Origin of the sequence: Streptomyces sp. NBC_01689 (assembly GCF_036250675.1) — a bacterium.
GTDB lineage: Bacteria > Actinomycetota > Actinomycetes > Streptomycetales > Streptomycetaceae > Streptomyces.
In genome coordinates, this window is the sequence record NZ_CP109592.1 from 5,618,122 (window position 1) to 5,636,671 (window position 18,550).

Annotated in this window: 13 protein-coding genes; 5 read left to right on the plus strand and 8 right to left on the minus strand. The window is 72.2% G+C overall.

All coding sequences use genetic code 11. The features are described 5' to 3' along the window. Positions 1 to 3 precede the first annotated feature (3 nt). The gene (locus tag OG776_RS23960) at positions 4 to 2,694 is read left to right on the plus strand and encodes a tetratricopeptide repeat protein (protein WP_329322513.1); all 2,691 of its coding nucleotides are present in this window, start codon (positions 4 to 6) and stop codon (positions 2,692 to 2,694) included. Positions 2,695 to 2,962: 268 nt separating this feature from the next. Beyond that, positions 2,963 to 4,078 (plus strand): ADP-ribosylglycohydrolase family protein, encoded by a 1,116-nt coding sequence (locus OG776_RS23965; protein ID WP_148008911.1) that lies wholly within the window; start codon positions 2,963 to 2,965, stop codon positions 4,076 to 4,078. 38 nt (positions 4,079 to 4,116) lie between these two features. Here OG776_RS23965 and OG776_RS23970 read toward each other — a convergent pair whose 3' ends face one another. Continuing rightward, on the minus strand, positions 4,117 to 5,685 hold the full coding sequence (locus tag OG776_RS23970) for a sodium:solute symporter family protein (protein ID WP_329326486.1): 1,569 nt from the start codon (positions 5,683 to 5,685) through the stop codon (positions 4,117 to 4,119). 376 nt (positions 5,686 to 6,061) lie between these two features. Continuing rightward, a complete protein-coding gene (locus tag OG776_RS23975) occupies positions 6,062 to 6,847 on the minus strand; it encodes an SDR family oxidoreductase (protein WP_329322514.1) in 786 nt (261 codons plus the stop codon). 147 nt (positions 6,848 to 6,994) lie between these two features. Here OG776_RS23975 and OG776_RS23980 point away from each other — a divergent pair, with 147 nt between their 5' ends. After that, positions 6,995 to 7,834 (plus strand): hypothetical protein, encoded by an 840-nt coding sequence (locus tag OG776_RS23980; protein WP_148008908.1) that lies wholly within the window; start codon positions 6,995 to 6,997, stop codon positions 7,832 to 7,834. 129 nt (positions 7,835 to 7,963) lie between these two features. Here the strand turns inward: OG776_RS23980 and OG776_RS23985 are convergent, their stop codons facing one another. From OG776_RS23985 to OG776_RS23995, 3 genes are all read right to left on the minus strand, one after another. After that, positions 7,964 to 8,173 (minus strand): DUF397 domain-containing protein, encoded by a 210-nt coding sequence (locus tag OG776_RS23985; RefSeq protein ID WP_148008907.1) that lies wholly within the window; start codon positions 8,171 to 8,173, stop codon positions 7,964 to 7,966. 249 nt (positions 8,174 to 8,422) lie between these two features. Then, entirely contained in the window at positions 8,423 to 9,280 is an 858-nt protein-coding gene (locus tag OG776_RS23990; protein WP_148008906.1) for a helix-turn-helix domain-containing protein, read from the minus strand. Positions 9,281 to 9,680: 400 nt separating this feature from the next. Further along, entirely contained in the window at positions 9,681 to 10,436 is a 756-nt protein-coding gene (locus tag OG776_RS23995; RefSeq protein WP_148008905.1) for a GOLPH3/VPS74 family protein, read from the minus strand. 231 nt (positions 10,437 to 10,667) lie between these two features. Between OG776_RS23995 and OG776_RS24000 the strand changes: the two genes are divergently transcribed. Together OG776_RS24000 and OG776_RS24005 are read left to right on the plus strand one after the other, a co-directional pair. Next, on the plus strand, positions 10,668 to 13,496 hold the full coding sequence (locus tag OG776_RS24000) for a D-alanyl-D-alanine carboxypeptidase (protein ID WP_329326487.1): 2,829 nt from the start codon (positions 10,668 to 10,670) through the stop codon (positions 13,494 to 13,496). 245 nt (positions 13,497 to 13,741) lie between these two features. Next, positions 13,742 to 15,751 carry an MFS transporter gene (locus OG776_RS24005; protein ID WP_148008891.1) on the plus strand — a complete coding sequence of 670 codons (2,010 nt, stop codon included), beginning with the start codon at positions 13,742 to 13,744 and terminating at the stop codon, positions 15,749 to 15,751. A 206-nt stretch (positions 15,752 to 15,957) separates the two neighbouring features. On the opposite strand, the gene OG776_RS24010 is transcribed toward OG776_RS24005, so the two are convergent. The 3 genes from OG776_RS24010 to OG776_RS24020 all read right to left on the minus strand — a co-directional run bounded on the left by OG776_RS24010 (position 15,958) and on the right by OG776_RS24020 (position 18,526). After that, positions 15,958 to 16,806, minus strand: a complete 849-nt coding sequence (locus tag OG776_RS24010) for a MerR family transcriptional regulator (protein ID WP_384962845.1) — start codon at positions 16,804 to 16,806, stop codon at positions 15,958 to 15,960. Between the two features lie 209 nt (positions 16,807 to 17,015). After that, entirely contained in the window at positions 17,016 to 17,513 is a 498-nt protein-coding gene (locus OG776_RS24015; protein ID WP_148008889.1) for a glutathione peroxidase, read from the minus strand. Between the two features lie 47 nt (positions 17,514 to 17,560). Continuing rightward, positions 17,561 to 18,526 carry an ArsR/SmtB family transcription factor gene (locus tag OG776_RS24020; protein ID WP_148008888.1) on the minus strand — a complete coding sequence of 322 codons (966 nt, stop codon included), beginning with the start codon at positions 18,524 to 18,526 and terminating at the stop codon, positions 17,561 to 17,563. Positions 18,527 to 18,550 lie beyond the last annotated feature (24 nt).

Here is an 18,550-nt window from a genome sequence, read left to right on the forward strand (position 1 = left end):
TCGATGCAGGAGCTGATCCGGCAGCGCAGACGGCAGGGGTTCGTGGGACGCGGCGCCGAGCGGGCCGCCTTCCGGGAGAACCTGGACCTGCCGCCGGAGGACGAGCGGCACCGGTTCCTGTTCCATGTGCACGGCAACGCGGGAGTCGGAAAGACCTTCCTGGTGAGGGAGTTGGAGCAGCTCGCCCGGGAACGGGGGGCGCTGACCGCGTACGTCGACGAGGGTGTCGGCAGTGTGCCCGAGGCGATGACGGCGATCAGTGAGTGTTTCGCCCGGCAGGGACACCGGTTCAAGGACCTCGACCGGCTCCTGGTCACGCACCGGGAGCGCCGGCACGAAGCCGAGGCGGCGGCCCTGGAGACACCCGAACCCCCGGTCGCCCCGCCGTCGCCGGCCAGTCTGGCCGCCGCCCGCGCGAGCCTGGTCGGGCTCGGCCTGCTGCCCGGCGTCGGCGCCTTCGCGGGAGCCCTCGACCCCAGCCAACTCGCACTCGGGGCGGACTGGTTGCGGGCCGGGATCGGTGCCCGGCTGCGCAGCCAGGAGGACGTGCGGCTGCTCCGGTCACCGGAACGGGTCCTCACCCCGGTCCTGCTCGACGAGCTGACGTCCGCCGCCGACGGCGTCCCCTGGCTCGTCCTGCTCTTCGACACCTACGAGCGCACCGGATTGTTCCTCGACGGCTGGCTGCACGAGGTGATGACGACCGACCGGCACGGCGCCCTGCCCGCGAACGTCGTCGTCGTCACCGCCGGACAGCGGCCCTTCGACACCGCCCGCTGGGGCGGCTTCGCCGACTTCGTGGCCGACGTGCCGCTGGCGCCCTTCACCGAGGCCGAGGCGCGGGCCCTGCTCGCCGACCGGGGGGTGGTGGCCGAACCGGTCGTCGAGGAGGTGCTGCGCCTCACCGGCGGACTGCCGGTGCTGGTGTCCACGCTGGCCGCGGGACGGCCCACCGGACCCGGCGACGTGGGCGATCCCAGTGCGACCGCCGTGGAGCGCTTCCTGAGGTGGGAGCAGGACCCCGTCCGCCGGGCCGCGGCACTCGCCTGCGCCCTGCCCAGAAGACTCGACGCCGATGTCTTCCGGGCCGCCGCGCACTGCCCCGAGGACGAGGCCGACGCGCTCTTCGGCTGGCTGCGCGGGCTCCCCTTCGTCAGCGACCGCGGGGACCGGGTCCAGTACCACGACGTCGTACGGGCCCCGATGCTGCGCCTGCAGCGGCTGCGTTCGCCCCGCGGATGGGCCCGGGGGCACGCCCGGCTGGCGGAGACGTTCGGGCGGTGGCGGGCCGAGGCGGAGGCCGAGGGCGGCGGCACCGAGGACCTCTGGGCGGACGAGGGACGGCGCGAGTTGCGGCTCGCGGAGACCTACCACCTGCTGTGCGCGAACGCGCGGACCGCGCTGCCCGCCGCGCTGCGGGAGTTCGTGGACGCCTGCGACGGCGGGGACGTCGCCGCCGGACGCTGGGTCCGCGTCCTGGCGGAGGCCGGTGAGGACGCGGACGCGGAACCCGTACGGAGCTGGGGACGGGCCCTGTCGGAGGCGTTCGCGGACGGCGGGGTGGCCGCCGCGCTCGGGGTGCTGCTGGACCGCGGGGGACTGGACGGCCCCGGGCAGGCCCTCGCCCGGGTGGTCCGCGGCGGCGCGCTGCGGCACGACGGCGCGTACGAAGAGGCGCTGGCGGAGTACGACCGGGCCCTCGCGCCCGGTCCGGGCCCGGCGCGCGCCCACCGCGGCAGGGCCCTCGCCCACAGCGGGCTGCGCGACTACGAGAACGCCGTCGCCGACCTGGACCGGGCCGCCGCCCTCGACCCGGACGACGCCGGGACGCTCTCCCTGCGCGGTGAGTACCACCGCGTCCTCGGGCAGGACGCCGAGGCGATCGGCGATCTGGACCGGGCGATCGCGCTCGACCCCGCCGACCACTTCGCCTGGGCGTCCAGGGGAGCGGCCCGGCAGCGGCTCGGACAGCTCGCCGGGGCCCTCACGGATCTGAACCGCGCGCTGGAGCTCAAACCCGACTACCCGTGGGCGCTGGGCCGCCGGGCCCGGGTCTGGCGGGGCCTGGGGGAGCCGGCCCGGCAGCTGGCCGACCTCGACCTCGGCCTGCGCCTGCTGCCCGACTGGGGCTGGGGACTGTGCGAGCGCGGCGACGCGCTCCGCTCGGCGGGCCGGCCCGAGGAGGCGCTCGCCGACTACGACCGGGCCATCGGCATCGACGGCGCCTACGCCTCGGCGTACGCGAGCCGGGGCGTCTGCCACGGCGACCTCGGCCGGCCCGCCGAGGCGCTCGCCGACCTGGACCGCGCCGTCGCCCTGCTTCCCGAGTACCCCTGGGCACTGCGCCACCGCGCGGAGCTCCGCCTCGGGCTGGGCGATCCCGCCGGGGCGCTGTCCGACGCCGACCGGGCGAAGGCGCTGCGGCCCGACGAGGCACCGGTGCTGCTGTGCCGGGCCCGCGCCCTGGTCGCCCTGGGACGCCTCGACGAGGCCCGGGCCGACCTGGAGCGCGCCCTCGCGCCCCGCTCCGGGGAGCGGCCGGACGGACGGGCCCTGGACGACCTGTCCCGGGTGCTCGACGCCCTGCTGCGCGCGCCCGGGGCCGACCTGGACCGCCTCGCGCCGCTCGCCGAACGCGTCACCGAGGCGCGGGCGGAACCGGACGCGGCGCCGTCCGTCCCGCGCCCCGGGTGACGCGGGTGACCCGGGGCCATCGAGCACCGCGTGGCGGGGCCCCGAGTCCCGTCCCGTACCGAGTCCCGTCCCGTACCGCGTTCCGTACCGCGTCCCGCGTCCCGTACCGCGAACGATCCAGGAGGAGCCGACCGAACGGCGTCCATAAGCGATCACTTGGTTTACTCGGCTCACACTTCACATACCGTTCACGCCCCTGAACGGACCGTTCCCGGTCGATTACAGTGCTGAGCTGTCGGACGTGCGGACGGTGCCTGGGGAGGTCTCGGTGGGTGCGACAGCCGGTGCCGTCTGGGGCCGTGCCGAACAGCAGGACTTCCGCAGCCGGGTGCGTGGAACGCTGCTGGGCACCGCCGTGGGCGACGCCCTCGGGACTCCGGTCGACGGACTCACCCTGGAGGAGATCCGCCAGGAGTACGGCGCGGAGGGGCTGAACGACCTCACCGAGGGGCACGGCCGCCGGGGCACCGTCACCCATCTCAGCCAGCTCACGCTCTTCACCCTCGACGGCCTCATCCGCGCCCAGGTGCGCCGTGACACGGGCGCCTGGCATCCGCCGACCGACCTGCACCGCGCGTACCGCCGGTGGGCCGCGACGCAGAGCGACTGGGGCCCGGACGAGCGCCGCAAGGACGACGGCTGGCTGGCCCGCGAGGAGTGGCTGTACGCCCGGCGCGACCCCGCCAGGGCCTGTCTGACGGGCTTCGGCGACGAGACCATGGGCACGCTGGACGCGCCCAAGAACCCGGGCGAGCTGGGCCCCGAGGCCGCCGCGCGCTCCGCGCCGTTCGGCCTGCTGGTCGGCTGGGAGCCGCAGTTGGTGGTGCAGCTGGCGGTCGAGTGCGCGGCGCAGACGCACGGGCACCCCACGGCGTATCTCGCGGCGGGGGCCTACGCCGTCATCGTGCACGCGCTGGCCCGCGGGGAGAGCCTCGACGGCGCCGTGCAACGGGCGCTCGGGATCCTGGCCGCCAGGCCGGGGCAGGAGCCCGTCAGCACGGCCCTGCAGCAGGCGCTGGGGGCCGTACGGCAGGGGATGCCGTCGCCGGCCCGGGTGGAGGAGCTGGCGGGGGCGGGTACGGCGGAGCGGCTGCTCGCGGTCGCCGTGTACTGCGCGCTGGTCGGGGAGGACATCCGGCACGGGCTGTGCCTGGCGGTGAACCACGGCGGGCGCTCCGCGGTGGCGGGGGCCCTGACGGGAGGTCTGCTGGGCGCCCTGCACGGCGAGACGGCCCTCCCGCCGGCCTGGCTGGCCGAACTGGAGGGCCGTCCCACGATGCTGGTCCTCGCGGACGACTTCGCGATGGAGATGACGCAGGGAACCGCGCTGCACGGTCCCGGAGCGTCGTCCCCCGGCTGGCTCGCCCGCTATCCGCGGGCCTGAGGGCTGTCCCCGGCGTCCCGCGGCCCGGCCCGTCGTCCTCAGACGCCCGACGGGCTGGCCGACGCTCCGTCCGCCTGGGCCGGGACCGCCGCGGCGGCCGCCCCGTCGCCGTCGTCGTCCGTGTTGATCTTCTCGATGATCGCGTCCCGCTCCGGTGTGTCCTCGGGCTTGACCAGGCCGATGAGGATGTACAGGACGAGGGAGATGACCATCGGGAGGGAGACCTGGTACTCCAGTTTCACGTCCGTGCGCTGGGAGAAGTCCAGGTGGTAGTTGCCGAAGAAGAACGCGAGCAGACCGCAGGCCCAGCTGGTGAGGGCCGCCGTCGGTCCGGACTTACGGAACGGCCGCAGCAGTCCGAGGATGAACGGGATCGCGATCGGACCCATCAGGCCGGCCACCCACTTGATGACCACCGTGATGATGTCCTTGAAGGTCGGTGAGTTGACCTGTGTGGCGACGGCCATCGACAGACCGAGGAACGCCACCGTGGTGACGCGTCCGGCGATCAGCCCGGCCCGGGTGTCCCAGGCCCGCGCGGCCTTCGAGAGGACCGGTGCGACGTCCCGGGTGAACACGGCGGCGATGGCGTTGGCGTCCGAGGAGCACATGGCCATCGTGTGGGAGAAGAAGCCCACCACGACCAGGCCCAACAGCCCGTGCGGGAGCAGCTGTTCGGTCATCAGGCCGTACGCGTCGGAGCCGTCCGGCTTCTTCGCGGTGACGAGCAGCGGCGACAGCCACATCGGGATGAAGAGGATCACCGGCCAGACGAACCACAGGCCGGCCGAGAGGAACGCCGACTTCGTGGCCTGCTTCGCGCTGCCCGTCGCCATGTAGCGCTGGGCCTGGTTCCACATGCCGCCGTTGTACTCGAAGAGCTTGATGAAGAGGTACGCGATGAAGAAGACGGTCAGGTAGGGGCCCGCGAAGCCGTTCGCGTGACCGTGCAGCTTCGGCGAGTCCAGCGCCTTGGACAGGCCGCCCTGATCGGAGATCTTGTTCAACGCGATGATCAGCATCGACAGACCGGCCAGCAACTGGATGACGAACTGGCCGAGTTCGGTGAGCGCGTCGGCCCACAGCCCGCCGATCGTGCAGTACACGGCGGTGATGCCGCCGGTGATCAGGATGCCCTGGGTCAGCGTGACCCCGGTGAAGACGCTCAGCAGGGTGGCGATGGCCGCCCACTTCGCGCCCACGTCCACGATCTTCAGCAGGATGCCGGACCAGGCGAGCGCCTGCTGGGTCGAGACGTTGTAGCGGTCCTTGAGATATTCGAGCGGCGAGGCCACGTGCAGCCGGGACCGCAGGCGGTTCAGCCGGGGCGCGAAGAGCCGGGCGCCGAGCAGCACGCCGATGGCGATGGGCAGGGCCCAGGTGACGTACGACGTGATGCCGTAGGTGTACGCGATACCGGCGTACCCGGTGAACATCACCGCGCTGTAGCCCGACATGTGGTGCGAGATGCCGGACAGCCACCAGGGCATCTTGCCGCCCGCGGTGAAGAAGTCGCTGACGTCGTCCACACGTTTGTGGGACCAGACTCCGATCGCGGTCATGACGCCGAAGTACGCGACCAGGACGGCCCAGTCGAGACCGTTCATGTGCCCCCTCCAGGGGTCCGCCTTGTGAACCTGCAGTTACCGGACGGCACTTCGCCAGTACGCCTGGGTCCCCCCGCTCGGCCGGGGCCGAGTGTCCGGGGAGGGCGGAGCCCCCGTGCGGGAGCGGGGACTTGGGGGATTGAACCGCCGTTCGGAGGGAGCGGTCAAGACCCTTCGCGGTCATGGATATGAACGCAGATCAGAAAGCAGAACGATTTTGCCTCTACTTTACCTCCCGGGCGGTTGTCGTGTCCGTGACGGGGACCACACCATGAGCGGGCACTTCGCCAGCACATCGACAGGACGACCTAGGTGACGACGGGCGTACGGGATGCGGGTCCCGTGCGGCCTGGAAGGGAGGACGGGACGGTCACGGCTACCGCATGATCTCGCCGGCGTTCACGAGCAGGGACTGCCCCGTGATCGCCCGGGCCCGGTCCGAGGCCAGGAACACCGCGGCGTCCGCGACGTCGCCGTCGGTGGCCAGCTCGGGCAGCGCCATCCGCCCGGTGAGCCGCTCCAGGACGTCGGCCTCCGGCACGCCCTCGGTGTACGCGGTGAACTGGACGTACGCCTCCACCGGCGGCCCCCACATCCAGCCGGGCAGCACGGTGTTGACCCTGATCCGGTGCGGGCCGAGCTCCCGCGCCATGGAGTACATCGCGCTCGTCAGCGCGCCCTTCGAGGCCGCGTACGCCGCCTGTCGCACCTGTGACGGGGCGGCCACCGACGACTGCGTCCCGATGACGACGACCGAGCCGCCGCACACCTTCAGCGCGGGCAGGCAGGCCCGGGTCATCCGCAGGGTCCCCAGCAGGTTCACGTCGATGACCGACCGCCAGGTGGCGAAATCCGCGTCCTCCAGGCCGCCGAAGTAGCTGTCCCAGGCCGCGACATGGACGACCGCGTCGATCCGCCCGAACCGCTCCGTGGCCAGTGCGGCCAGCGCCTCGCACTGCGCCTCGTCCGTGATGTCCGTGGCCCGGTACGCGGTGTGCGCGCCGTCCGGGTCGAGGTCGGCGGCCGACTTGGCGAGATTGGCCTCGGTGCGCGCCCCGAGGACCGCGTTCCCCCCGTCGCGCACGACGGCCGCCGCGACCTGGTGGCCGAGTCCGGCGCCGACGCCCGAAACGACCACGGTCCTGCCCGCGAGCAATGTCATCGCGGTCTCCCCCTCCCTCGTACGGTCCGGTCCGTCCCCGGGCCGGAGTGCCCGGCGGCCCGCTCGCCCCGGGGTGCGCGGCTATGGCGCTTTGTCTGACGGAGCGTCAGAGTATGGGCGACCGGCGGAGGAAGGAAGGGGAACGACGTGAGTGAGGAAACCCGCAGCGAGGTGTACGCGGAACTGGCCGCCCTCGGCCCGTACGGAGTCCGCCCGGGCCACGCGCTGATCACCTTGGTCGAGCCGCACCCGGGCCACGAGTACGCGTACAACCGCTGGTACGAGGACGACCACTACTACGCCGGGGCGATGGCCATGCCGTGGATGTACGCCGGCCGCCGCTGGGTCGCCACCCGCGACCTCCAACTCCTGCGCCTGCCCGAGAAGTCGGCGATCGCCCAGCCCGTCACCGCCGGGTGCTACCTCTCGACGTACTGGGTCACCGAGGGCCGCTACGACGACCACATGAAGTGGACCGTCGGGATCAACAGGCGGCTGAACCGCGACGGCCGGGTCTACCAGGACCGGACGCACGTCTTCACGGCCTTCCAGGACCACGAGGCGACGGTGTACCGGGACGGTGCCGCCGGTCCCCGCGACCACCATGCCCTCGACCACCCCTATGCCGGACTGGTCCTGGAGGTGATCGACGCCGAAAGCCCTGAGCGGCGGCCCGAGTTGCTGGAGTGGCTGCGCTCCCGGCACCTGCCCCGCCGGCTCGCGCACTCCCCGGCCGCGATGGTCACGGTCTTCCGCCCCACCCCGCTGCCCCGGGACCGCATGACGTACGTGAAACAGGTCGAGGGCGTCGGCACCCGGCTGACCCTGCTGTGGTTCCTGGAGACCGACCCGCGCGAGTGCTGGGACGCGCACTTCGCCGGACGCGGGACAGAGGCGGCCGAAGAGGGCCTGGGCAGGGTCGAGTTGATGGCGCCCTTCATCCCCACGGTGCCGGGGACGGACCGGTACGTGGACCTGCTGCGCTGAACCGGGGGAGTCCCCGGGAAAGGGCCGAGCCCCCTCGGCCGGGACGGCGGGCCAGTCGAGAGGGCTCTGTCTGTGGTGCGTATGCGGTTGGTCGGTGCAGTTGTGGATGTCGGCGAAGATGTCGATGCATCAGGCGAGGTCGAAAGCCCCCCGGCTCACCTCTGCCACGAAGGCGTTCCACGAGTTCGCGGGGAACGCCAGCGTGGGGCCCTCGGGGACCTTGGAGTCCCGAACGGCCATCGCCGCGAGAACCGGGGACTTGACCTCGACACATGCGCCGTTGCCGGTCGAGTACGAGGATTTGGTCCACGTGTCCGTGGCGCCTTGCTGGATTGCCATGATTGCTCCGATAGCCAGTCGTCGAGTTGCTGTCACCGCACCGCGGATCCGCTGGGAACTCGCGGTGCGGTTTACGCCAACGTTGTTGCTTGATGGCGTGATCGACGCTACTCGCCAACATCGGCGAGCGAAGCGACTATTCACTCGACCGGGTGGCATGTTCCAGTGAGGTCTTCCGCCTTTGCGGAGCGAGGGTGTACATTGCTCCACTTCTCTTTCAGGGGTGCGTGCGCGGCGCGGGAACACGCCTCAACGCGCGTACTCCTTGGCGATGTCGGCGATGAGCTGTCGTGACTGCTCGACGTTCAGCGCCTGCGCCCTCAGGTGCTCGTACATCACGCTGTACTTCTGGACGTCGTTCGCCTTCTCCAGGTACAGGTCGCTGGTGACACCCTCGATGTAGACGACGCTGGAGTCCGCCGCGTCGGGGAACTCCAGGATCGCGTACTGGCCGTTGAGGCCCGGGTGCGCGCCCATGTCGAACGGGATCACCTGCACCGTGACGTGCGGGAACTGGGACTGCTCCACCAGATGCTCCAACTGGTCGCGCATGAGGGAGCGGTTCCCGACCACCCGGCGCAGCGCGGACTCGTCGAGGACGGTCCACAGCCGCAGCGGGTTGTCCGGGGCGGAGATGCGTTCCTGCCGTCGCAGACGTACCTGGACACGCTTGTCGATGTCGGCGGGTGCCGTCTCGGGCAACGCGCCCGCGATCAGCGCCTCCGCGTACGGGCGGGTCTGGAGCAGGCCGGGGACGACCTGGGGGTCGTACACCCGCAGGCTCGCCGCGTCGGTCTCCAGACCGATGTAGACGCTGTACGGGATGTCACCGAAGGAGTGCCACCAGCCCTGCTGGCGCGAGTCCTTGGCCATCTGCATCAGCGAGTCGACGATCCGGTGGTCCTCGACCTCGTAGACCCCGCACAGGTCGCGGACGTCGCGCTGGCTGATGCTGCGCCGCCCGTTCTCCAGCCGGCTGATCTTCGACTGCGAGACCAGCAGACGCTCGGCGACCTCTTCGGCCGTCATGCCCTTGAGTTCGCGGAGCCGGCGCAGCTCCTGGCCCAGCCGGCGCCGCCGGACGGTGGGATTGACACTTGACGCCACGGGACGTGCACCTCCGGCTGCGGGCCTCTACTTTGCGTATCTGCTGTTGAGCAGATTGCCACCAAGGTGCTTTCTACCGCTGGGAAACACCGGATATGCGCTGGGTACGGGCCAGTTCGCGGATTCGGAGGGTCCCGGTGCGCCCCTCGCGCGCCCGCGCGTTCCAGCGGCGCTTACCGGGCGCATATGCGTCCCGGGTTCGAATGCGGCCGCGCGGGGCGGCGGAGCCGTGTCGTCGTCCGGACGTACGGCCCGCCGCCCCGCGCGAGCCGGCGGCTCCCGAACCGGATCCTGGGGACTGCGGTGCGGCGCTGGGTGATGCGGGTGGTGCTCGGCGGTGCTGGGTACTGCGGGTGGTGCGTGCGACGGTGTCCGCCGGTGCGTGCCGTGGGACTGCGGCTCAGTGGACCACGGCGCGCGCCATGGAACCGTGGCGCGGTTGCATCGGAACACCGCTGGCGGGTTCCGGTACGGACCTGACTCCGGCGGTGGCCGGACGGCCTGCCGGTGCCGGGCTGCGGCGCGGCTGTGCGGCCGCACCGTTCTGAACGTCCATGACCGCGTGGGCGACGAGGCCGCCCATGGGGTCGTGTCTGATCAGGTCCCGCAGCCGGGAGCGGGACGAGCGTCCCTCGTTACCCGGGTACAGGTGCTTGCCGAGACCGACCGCATGGGCCAGCGCGGCGAGCGCCGCGGTCCGCGGGTCCGGCGGTACGCCGGTGCGGATCGCGCTGTCCAGCCGGGACCTGATCTCCCGGCTGATCTCCGTGTCCGTCGCTTGGTAGCGAGTCGTCGGAAGCACCCCGCACATCTGGCCGGCCACGGCATGGACCATGCCGCACCTCTCCAGATGCGAGAGGTAGGTCTGGCGAAGTCCCAGTCGGGGCCCGCCGATCCAGTTGACCGCGCGTACGGGTGCTCCGCGTCGGCGAAGCAGTTCCAACGCACAGTCGAGTGTCGGATCTCCAGTCGGCCGTGGTGCCACCACGGCGATACGATCCCCGTCTGGGGCTATCCGTCCGGCCAGCGCCAGCTCTACTAGCTGTGCTCCGGCCAGACCGAGGTCGAGCGACTGCGGCTGTGCGGTGGTACCCGTGGTCGGGTCCAACGCCAGCAGCAGAAGCTCCTCCGGAAGTGTTCTGCGGCTCCTGCCCATCCATGCCTCCCCGCGTGGATGAATGACAGGGTGACCCCTCTCACAATGGTCTGTCGAGAGTGCGTGACCGGTTCGTAGTGGAACCAGCAGGTATGTCGTTCTCGTCTACCGCTGGGGTTAAGCCCGCACACAGGACACTGGTACATGGTTCGGACAGCGATGTCCGGGCAGCGGGTCAAGGGATTCACGGTTCGTTGGGCGCCCGGTGGGTGGCGCACGGAGGAGGCATCGGTGGCGGGCGAGTCCCCCGACAGGTCGAAGCAGCACGAGTCGTCGGCGTCGTCGGCAGAAGCGACGTCGGGAACCCCCGCCGCGGTTCCGGGGCCGATCCGGTCCGCCGCGGCGGACCCCCGCCTGGCGGTGGCCCGTGAGCGGGCCGCCACGGTACGGGTGGACCAGGCGACGGCGGTGTTCTCGACGCGGGCCCTGGCGGAAGGTTCCGCCGGATCCGGGGAGAAGGTTTCCGCGGGGGCCGGCGAGAAGGTCTCCGGCGGTTCCGGAGAGCGGACCGCGGGCGGGTCCGGGGAGAAGGCCGCCGGCGGGTCCGGGGAGAAGGCCGCCGGCGGGTCCGGCGAGAAGGGTTCCGGCGGGGACGCCCGGTTGCGGGCCGTGGTGGCCGCGTGGGTGTCGGGCGCGGAGGAGGAGTCCGAGGTTCCGCAGAAGGGCGGGAGCGGGGACGTGGGCGCCGGGGAGACGGAGGGGGCCGTCTCGGCCGCGAAGGGCGCGGAGACGGCCGCGGAGGACTCGGGGACGGCCGGCGAGGACGCGGACGGGGTGACCGGAACCGGGGACCGGGCCGGCGGGGACGCCACCGGTGCCGGGGATGCCGCGGACGCGGCTGACGGAGCGTCGGCCGAGGGATCCGCGGCCGACAACGATGCCGAGGTCGGCTCCGATGCTCCCGACGGCTCCGACGACGCTGGCACCTCGGCCGACACGGAGGCCGGTGAGGTCGACGCTGCGGCCGAGAGCGAAGCCGCTGCCGATGCCGATCGCGGGGTGGCGGACGGCGCCGAGGCGGACACGGATGTGAACGCGGACTCCGACGCGGACTCCGACTCCGAGTCGGCCGAGGAGGCCGATCCCTCGGACGCCGTGCCGGTGACCGCCGACGGGGCGAAGGCCGCGGCCGGGGCGAAGTCCGCCGGCGCCGCTGACGACGCCGACGCCGACGCCGATTCGGACTCGGACTCGGACTCGGACTCGGACGAGGCTTCCGGGTCCGGTGACGACGTCGTCGAGGACGCGAAGCCCGCCGCGGAGACCGACGCGGAGCCGAGCCCGAAGGACTCTCCGAAGCCGCTCGTCGACCAGCCCACCGCCGTCTTCAAGACGCCGCGGCGTCCGGCGGTGGACCAGCCCACCACCATGCTCAAGCTGGGCGACGTGAGGCCGGGCGCGAAGGCGGACGCGAAGCCGGTCACGGACAAGCCCGGAACGAAGTCCGACGCGAAGCCCGAGCCGAAGTCCGGCGCCGCCGCGAAGGCGGACGCGAAGCCCGACGCGAAGGCCGGGACCGAGCCGAAGCCGGACCCGAAGGCGAAGGCCGCCGCCGCGGAGAAGACCGCCGCGGAGAAGACCGCCGCGGAGAAGACCGGGGCGGAGGCGAAGTCCGAGGCCGCCGCCGATCCCGAGCGCACCAGCAGATTCGTCGCCCTCAGGTCCCTGGACGAACGGGCGCCGGCGAAGCCGAGAGCGACCCCCTCCGACGCCACCGCCGCGCTGCCCCAGGTCGGTCCCGAGCGCACCACCCAGCAGCCGCTTCCGCCGAAGCCGCCGCTGGACCTGCTGGCCGAGCTGACGAACACCCCGCCGCCTCCGCAGACCCCGGTACGGACCCTCGCGCGCCGCGTGAAGATCTGGACCCCGCTGGTCCTGCTGCTCGCGGTGATCTTCGCGATCGCGCAGGCCGTACGTCCGCTGCCGAGCGCCGCTCTCGGGCTCAGCGCCGATGACACGTACACCTTCGAGGGCGGCACCCTCGACCTGCCCTGGCCGGGTCACGGGCAGTCGGCCATAGAGGTCGAGGGCGTCGGCAGCCTCGGCACGGACGGCAAGCAGACGCCGGCCCCCATCGCGAGCGTCGCCAAGATCATGACCGCGTACGTGATCCTCCAGGAGCACCCGCTGAAGGGGAACGAGGGAGGCGAGAAGATCACCGTCGACCAGCAGGCCGAGGACGAGTCGAAACTGCCGGACGAGTCGACGGCCGCCATGTCGAAGGGGCAGCAGTTCACGGAGCGCCAGATGCTCCAGATGCTGATGATCCCGTCGGGCAACAACGCGGCGCGGCTGCTCGCCCGTTGGGACTCCGACAGCAAGTCCTTCGTCGCGAAGATGAACGCCGCCGCCAAGAAGCTCGGCATGACGAACTCGACGTACACGGACCCGAGCGGTCTGCAGAAGACGACGGTGAGCACCGCGACCGACCAGCTCAAGCTGGCCAGGGAGGTCATGCGCAACGACGTGTTCCGCGGCATCGTCGGGATGGCCAGCGCCCAGATCCCCGGCCTCGACACCAAGATCTACAACAACAACGACCTGCTGGTGAAGCAGGTCGGTGTGATCGGTCTGAAGACCGGCTCGTCGACCCCCGCCGGCGGCAACCTGGTGTGGGCCGCCACCAAGACGGTCAACGGCAAGCAGCAGACGGTCTACGGCGCGGTCCTCGGCCAGAACGCCGGGACCGGCAAGGTCTGGGACAGCCTCCAGCTCGCCCTCTCCAACAGCCAGAAGCTGATCGACAAGGTCCAGAAGAGCCTGACCTCCGCCACGGTGGTGAAGAAGGGCGACGTCGTCGGGTACGTGGACGACCAGCTCGGCGGCCGGACCCCGGTCGTCGCCACCAAGAACATGACGGCGGTCGGCTGGCCGGGTCTGAAGACGAAGCTGTCCATCGGTGCGGGCGACAAGGCGGTCCCGCACACGGGCAAGGCGGGCGATCCGGTCGGCGTACTGACGGTCGGCGACGGTTCCAGCCGCGCCGTCCAGATCCCCGTCGCGCTGCAGAAGGATCTCGCCGAGCCGGGCTTCACGTCCAAGCTGACCCGCGTGGGCTGAGTGGGCGTACCGGTGCGCGGACGAACGGACACACCGGGCGCGCTGGTCACGGCGTACGCCGCGAGCGCCCCGGAACACCACGCGAACGCGCGGTGAGCACCGCGCGAACGTGCCGCACCCCGTCGGGGTCGCCCCGTCCGGGCGCTCCCCGGCGGGGTGCGTGCTAGCGTCGCGAGATCGGGGCTGGTCGCGGGTCGCGGGTCCCGGGGCGAACGCGAGGAAACGGGACACAGGAGTGCGTTGCAGTGGCGACAGCGGAGCCGACACACGCCGACGACGCCGATCCGGGCCCCGAGGCGGGCTCGCGAATACGGCTCCCCGCATGCTCCCCCGACACCGGGACCCCGGACGGCCCGAGCGCCTCGAACGGCCCTGAGGTCCCGGACGGCGTCGGCGGAACGAGAGGCCGCGACGGATCGGGCGACGGCCCCGGATCGGACAACCGCGACGGATCGGACGACGGGCCGGCATCGAGCGGCCGGTCCGGATCGAGCGGCCGGGACCGGTCGGGCGGCGCCGACGAGGGGTCGGCGACGCGTACCGCCCGGCTGAGGGGCTTCGTGCACCGGCACCCCGTCGCCGTCGTCACCGCGCTGGCCGGGCTGCTCCACCTCGCCTGGTTCTTCTCGTTCGCGAACAGTGGCGGGGACCTCGCGGCGCAGGACGCCTGGGCCGAGTTCGTCGGACGGCACCCGGACTCCGCGTACAACCTCGCCTGGTACGGCGGCATGCACCCGGTGTCGTACAGCGTCGTGTCGCCGTATCTGATGTCCGTGCTCGGCGTCCGGACCACGATGATGATCGCGGGGACGCTCTCCGCCGGGCTGCTGACGATGATCCTGATCCGCAGCCGCGCGGTGCGTGAGCCGCTGTGGCCCGCGCTCGCCGGAGTCTTCGCCCTGCTGTGCAACGCGGCGTCGGGCCGTGTCACGTACGGCCTGGGCATGGTGTTCGCGCTCGCCGCGGCCGCCGTCGTGTTCTGCTGGCCCTACCGCTGGCGCCACAAACGCTGGGCGAAGGCCCTGTGCGCGGCGCCGCTCGCCGCGCTCGCCACCGCCGCGTCGCCGGTGGCCGGACTGTTCGTCGGCCTGGTCGCGGCAGCCCTCTTCCTCCAGAAGCGGCGCCCGGGGGCGTACGCGCTCGGGATCGCGCCGACCCTCGTCGTCGCCGCGTCGGCCTGGCTGTTCCCCTTCTCCGGGACCCAGCCGATGTCCCTGGGCTCGGCCTCGCTGCCGCTGGTCTACTCCGTGCTGGTCTTCGCGCTCGTGCCCAAGGAGTGGAAGACGGTACGGATCACGTCGGCGGTGTACGGCCTCGGCGTCCTCCTCGTCTGGCTGATCAACTCGCAGATCGGCTCCAACATCACCCGGCTGGCGATGCTGTTCGCGGGAGTGGTGCTGCTCGCCGCCCTTCCCTTCACGGTGCCGAAGACCCGCAAGTGGTACGTGACCGTCGTCGCCATCGCCGGTTTCACCGGGTGGATCGGGTTCAAGTCCGTCGACGACATCGTGCACACGACACCGGCGGCGTCCTGGGCGCGGGAGCTCGCGCCCCTGGTGAACCAGCTGCAGGTGGTCGGCGCCGAGAAGGGCCGCGTCGAGGTCGTACCGGCCCGCTCGCACCGGGAGGCGTCCGCCCTCGCGCCGTACGTGAACCTCGCCCGCGGCTGGAACCGGCAGGCGGACATGGAGCGCAACCCGCTCTTCTACGACGACACCCTCAACTCCGCGAACTACCACGACTGGCTCCAGCGCTGGGCCGTCCACTACGTGGTGCTGCCCAAGGGGGAGCCGGACGGCAACGGCGGTGAACGCGAACGGCAGCTGGTCCAGCGCGGCATGCCCTATCTCCGGCAGATCTGGGGCGACGCGAACTGGCAGCTCTTCGCGGTGACCGATCCGACGCAGCTCGCCGACCCGCCGGCCGTCGTCGACCGTGCCGAGCAGGGCGAGCTGACCATCGAGGTGAAGAAGGCCGGCCGAGTCCTCATCCGCGTTCCCTACTCACCGTGGCTGGGCCTCGTCGACGCCGACGGCAAGAGCGTGAAGCCGCCCCAGGAGACGGAGAAGTCCAAGCACCGGGCCGACGGCACCCCGAAGACGTACGACAACCTCAACGGCTGCCTGATGGAGACCCAGGAGAACGCCTCCGGCGACAAATGGACGGAGCTGCTGGCACCGGGGCCCGGAACGTATCGCCTGGCGGCGCCTTACCAGCTGCCCCGGGGCACCCCGTGCCCCGAGGAACTCCGCTGACCCCTGGGGGCTCCGCACCCAGACCCCCGTGTCGGCCTGGACGGCCTCGCCCTCAAGCGCCGGACGGGCTGGGTATGTCAGCCCGTCCGGCGCTTGAGGACGAGCCCTTCGGGCGAAGGCGGGGATCCGGGGGCGGAGCCCCCAGGTACGGGATGGGTCGGGTAGGGGCGGCGGGGGCGGACGAACACCCCCGCACCCCCCGGAGGTCACGTCACCGGAAACGCCACATCGCACACCGCGTCCTCCGGCCCCGCCGCGTCCCAGTCCGCGAAGTACACCTCACGGCAGGGCCCGTCGACCACGAGCCCCCGCTCCCGCACCCACACCTCCACCGCCTCGAACGCCGCGACGATCTGCGGATGAGCCACCTGCGCCTTGGCGATCCGCGTGTACGCCAACCGCCGCGCCGGCTCCACCCGCACGCCGACCCCCGACCCCCGCCCGCACCGCTCGGCCCAGCTCCGCGCCGCCTCCTCGTCGGCGACGGGCACACACGACTCGGCGGGTCCGTCACTCTCCATGCTGACCTCGGCGTAGTAGACGACGAAGGGCGCACCGGCGGTCCCCCCGCACTCCCGCGCCCCCTCCTCCAGCCGCCCGAGGGAGGCGGGGATCCACACCGGCAGCTCATCGGCCAGCGTGTGCCGCCGCTCCGTCAGCACCACCCGCTCCGGCACGTCCACGGTCTCGACCACGAACTTCCCGTACATCTCGGAACTCCTTCCCGACAGACGTCCACGGAGGTACTCGGCCAGCGTCCGCTGCGAGGCGAACCGCGTCTCGGCCTCGGCCCAGTAGGCGTCGAGCCGCGCGGCACCGACCGCGCCCCCGGCCTCCACCACCTCGGCGATCCGCGCGAGCGGCATGTCGAGGCGGCGCAGGAGCGCGACCGTGCGGGCGCGTTCGACCTGGTCGGCGCGGTAGTAGCGGTAGCCGCTGACCTCGTCGACGTGGGCCGGGGCGAGCAGTCCGAGGCGGTCGTACAACCGAAGTGCCTTCGGCGAGAGCCGCGCGCGGGCGGCGAAAGCGCCGATGGTGAGCAGATCCTGATGCACGGGCCCATCCTCCGTCACCGGACGAGGTCCGCCCGGTGACGAGGAACGCTGGCCCCTGCCCCAGGGGCAAGGTCAAACCTTCTACGGGCCGAAGGCCACGACCACGGCCCCGCGCCCGCCCGCAGCGGGCCCGGCCCGCGGCCGCCCCCGTCCCCGGCGTGTCCGTGCGGAGCCCCACCCGGCGCGAGGGCGGCGTACCCGGGCGCGACCTACGCGAGCGCCTTCTCCACCGCCGCCACGACCTCCACCGACTCCGGCTCGACCTGCGGCGAGAACCGCGCCACCACATCGCCGCCCGGCCCGATCAGGAACTTCTCGAAGTTCCAGCGGATGTCACCGGTGTGGCCCTCACCGTCGGCGGTGTCCACCAGCCGCTGGTACAGCTCGTGCCGCGCGTCCCCGTTCACCTCGACCTTCTCGGTCATCGGGAAGGTCACCCCGTAGGTCGCGGAGCAGAACTCGGCGATCTCCTCCGAGGTACCGGGCTCCTGCCCCATGAACTGGTTGCAGGGCACACCGAGCACGGTGAAGCCCTGGTCGGCGTACCGCTCGTGCAGCCGCTCGAGACCCGCGTACTGCGGGGTCAGCCCGCACTTGGAGGCCACGTTCACGATGAGCACGGTCTTGCCGCGGTACTGCTCCAGATCCGCGGAGCCGCCCTGCAGGGAATCCATCCGGACGTCGAACACAGAGTTGTCAGTAGTCATGGACGGATGCTAACTCCGCCCGGTACGGCCCGGTGCGCCCGCCCGCCTCAGCCGCTCTGAGCCTTCACGAGCACCTCGCCGGCGGCCGTACGGGAGTACAGGACCGACCGCCCGGCACGCCGCCGCTGGATCAGCCGGGCGTCCAGCAGCACCTTCAGATGCCGGCCGACCGAGCCCAGCCCCTGCCCGGTCAGCGCCACCAGCTGGGTCGTGCTGAGGGGAGAGCCGAGGAGGACGAGGACCCCGGCGCGCGCGGGACCGAGCAGCGCGCCCAGGCTCTCCGGCACGGCATCGGGCCCGGCGTGGGCGAGCGCCCCGGCGCACGGGTAGACCACCGCGTACCGGTGCGGCTCCTCCCACGACACCCATCCGTGGGTCTGCGGTGTGACCGGTACGAAGTACAGCTCGGCACCCGAGATCTCGCGCGGCGGGTACTCGTGCGCGTTGACCTGCAGCCGGTTGTCGCCGAGCCAGCGCATCCCGGGCCGCAGCGTGTCCAGCGCGGTCGCCCAGCCGCCCTGGCTGAGCTGCGCGCTGCGGGCGACGACGTCGGCCTCCAGGACGCGCCGACGCCGCGCCCAGTAGGGGCGTACGGTCTCGGCCCAGACGTCGGTGAGGAGATCGGCGGCCCGTTCCGGAAGGTCGTCGCGGTGCAGGGCGGCCGGGAGCGGCCCGCGCAGGGACATGGCGAGATGGGCGCGGGCGTCCGCGGCCGGCACCGCCCTGACCCGTGCGACCTCCTCCTCGAAACCGGCCTCGCCACGCGGCGCGGGTGTCAGGAAGTCCGCGATCCACTCCCGGCCCAGCCCGGAACGGATGAGCAGCGCGGTGACGGGATCCTCGGCGAGCCGGCGGCGGTACGCGGACAGATGGACGTCGAGCCAGGCCCGCTCCCCGGGGTGCGCGGCCTGGCCCGACTGCAGCACCTTCAGGCTGGCGAAGGTCTCGGCGAGCGGCGAGAGCACGAAGCGGCTGCGGGCCAGAGTGTCGGCGTTGACCTGCCACCACCCCATGACCCGCTCCCCGTCCCTTCCGTC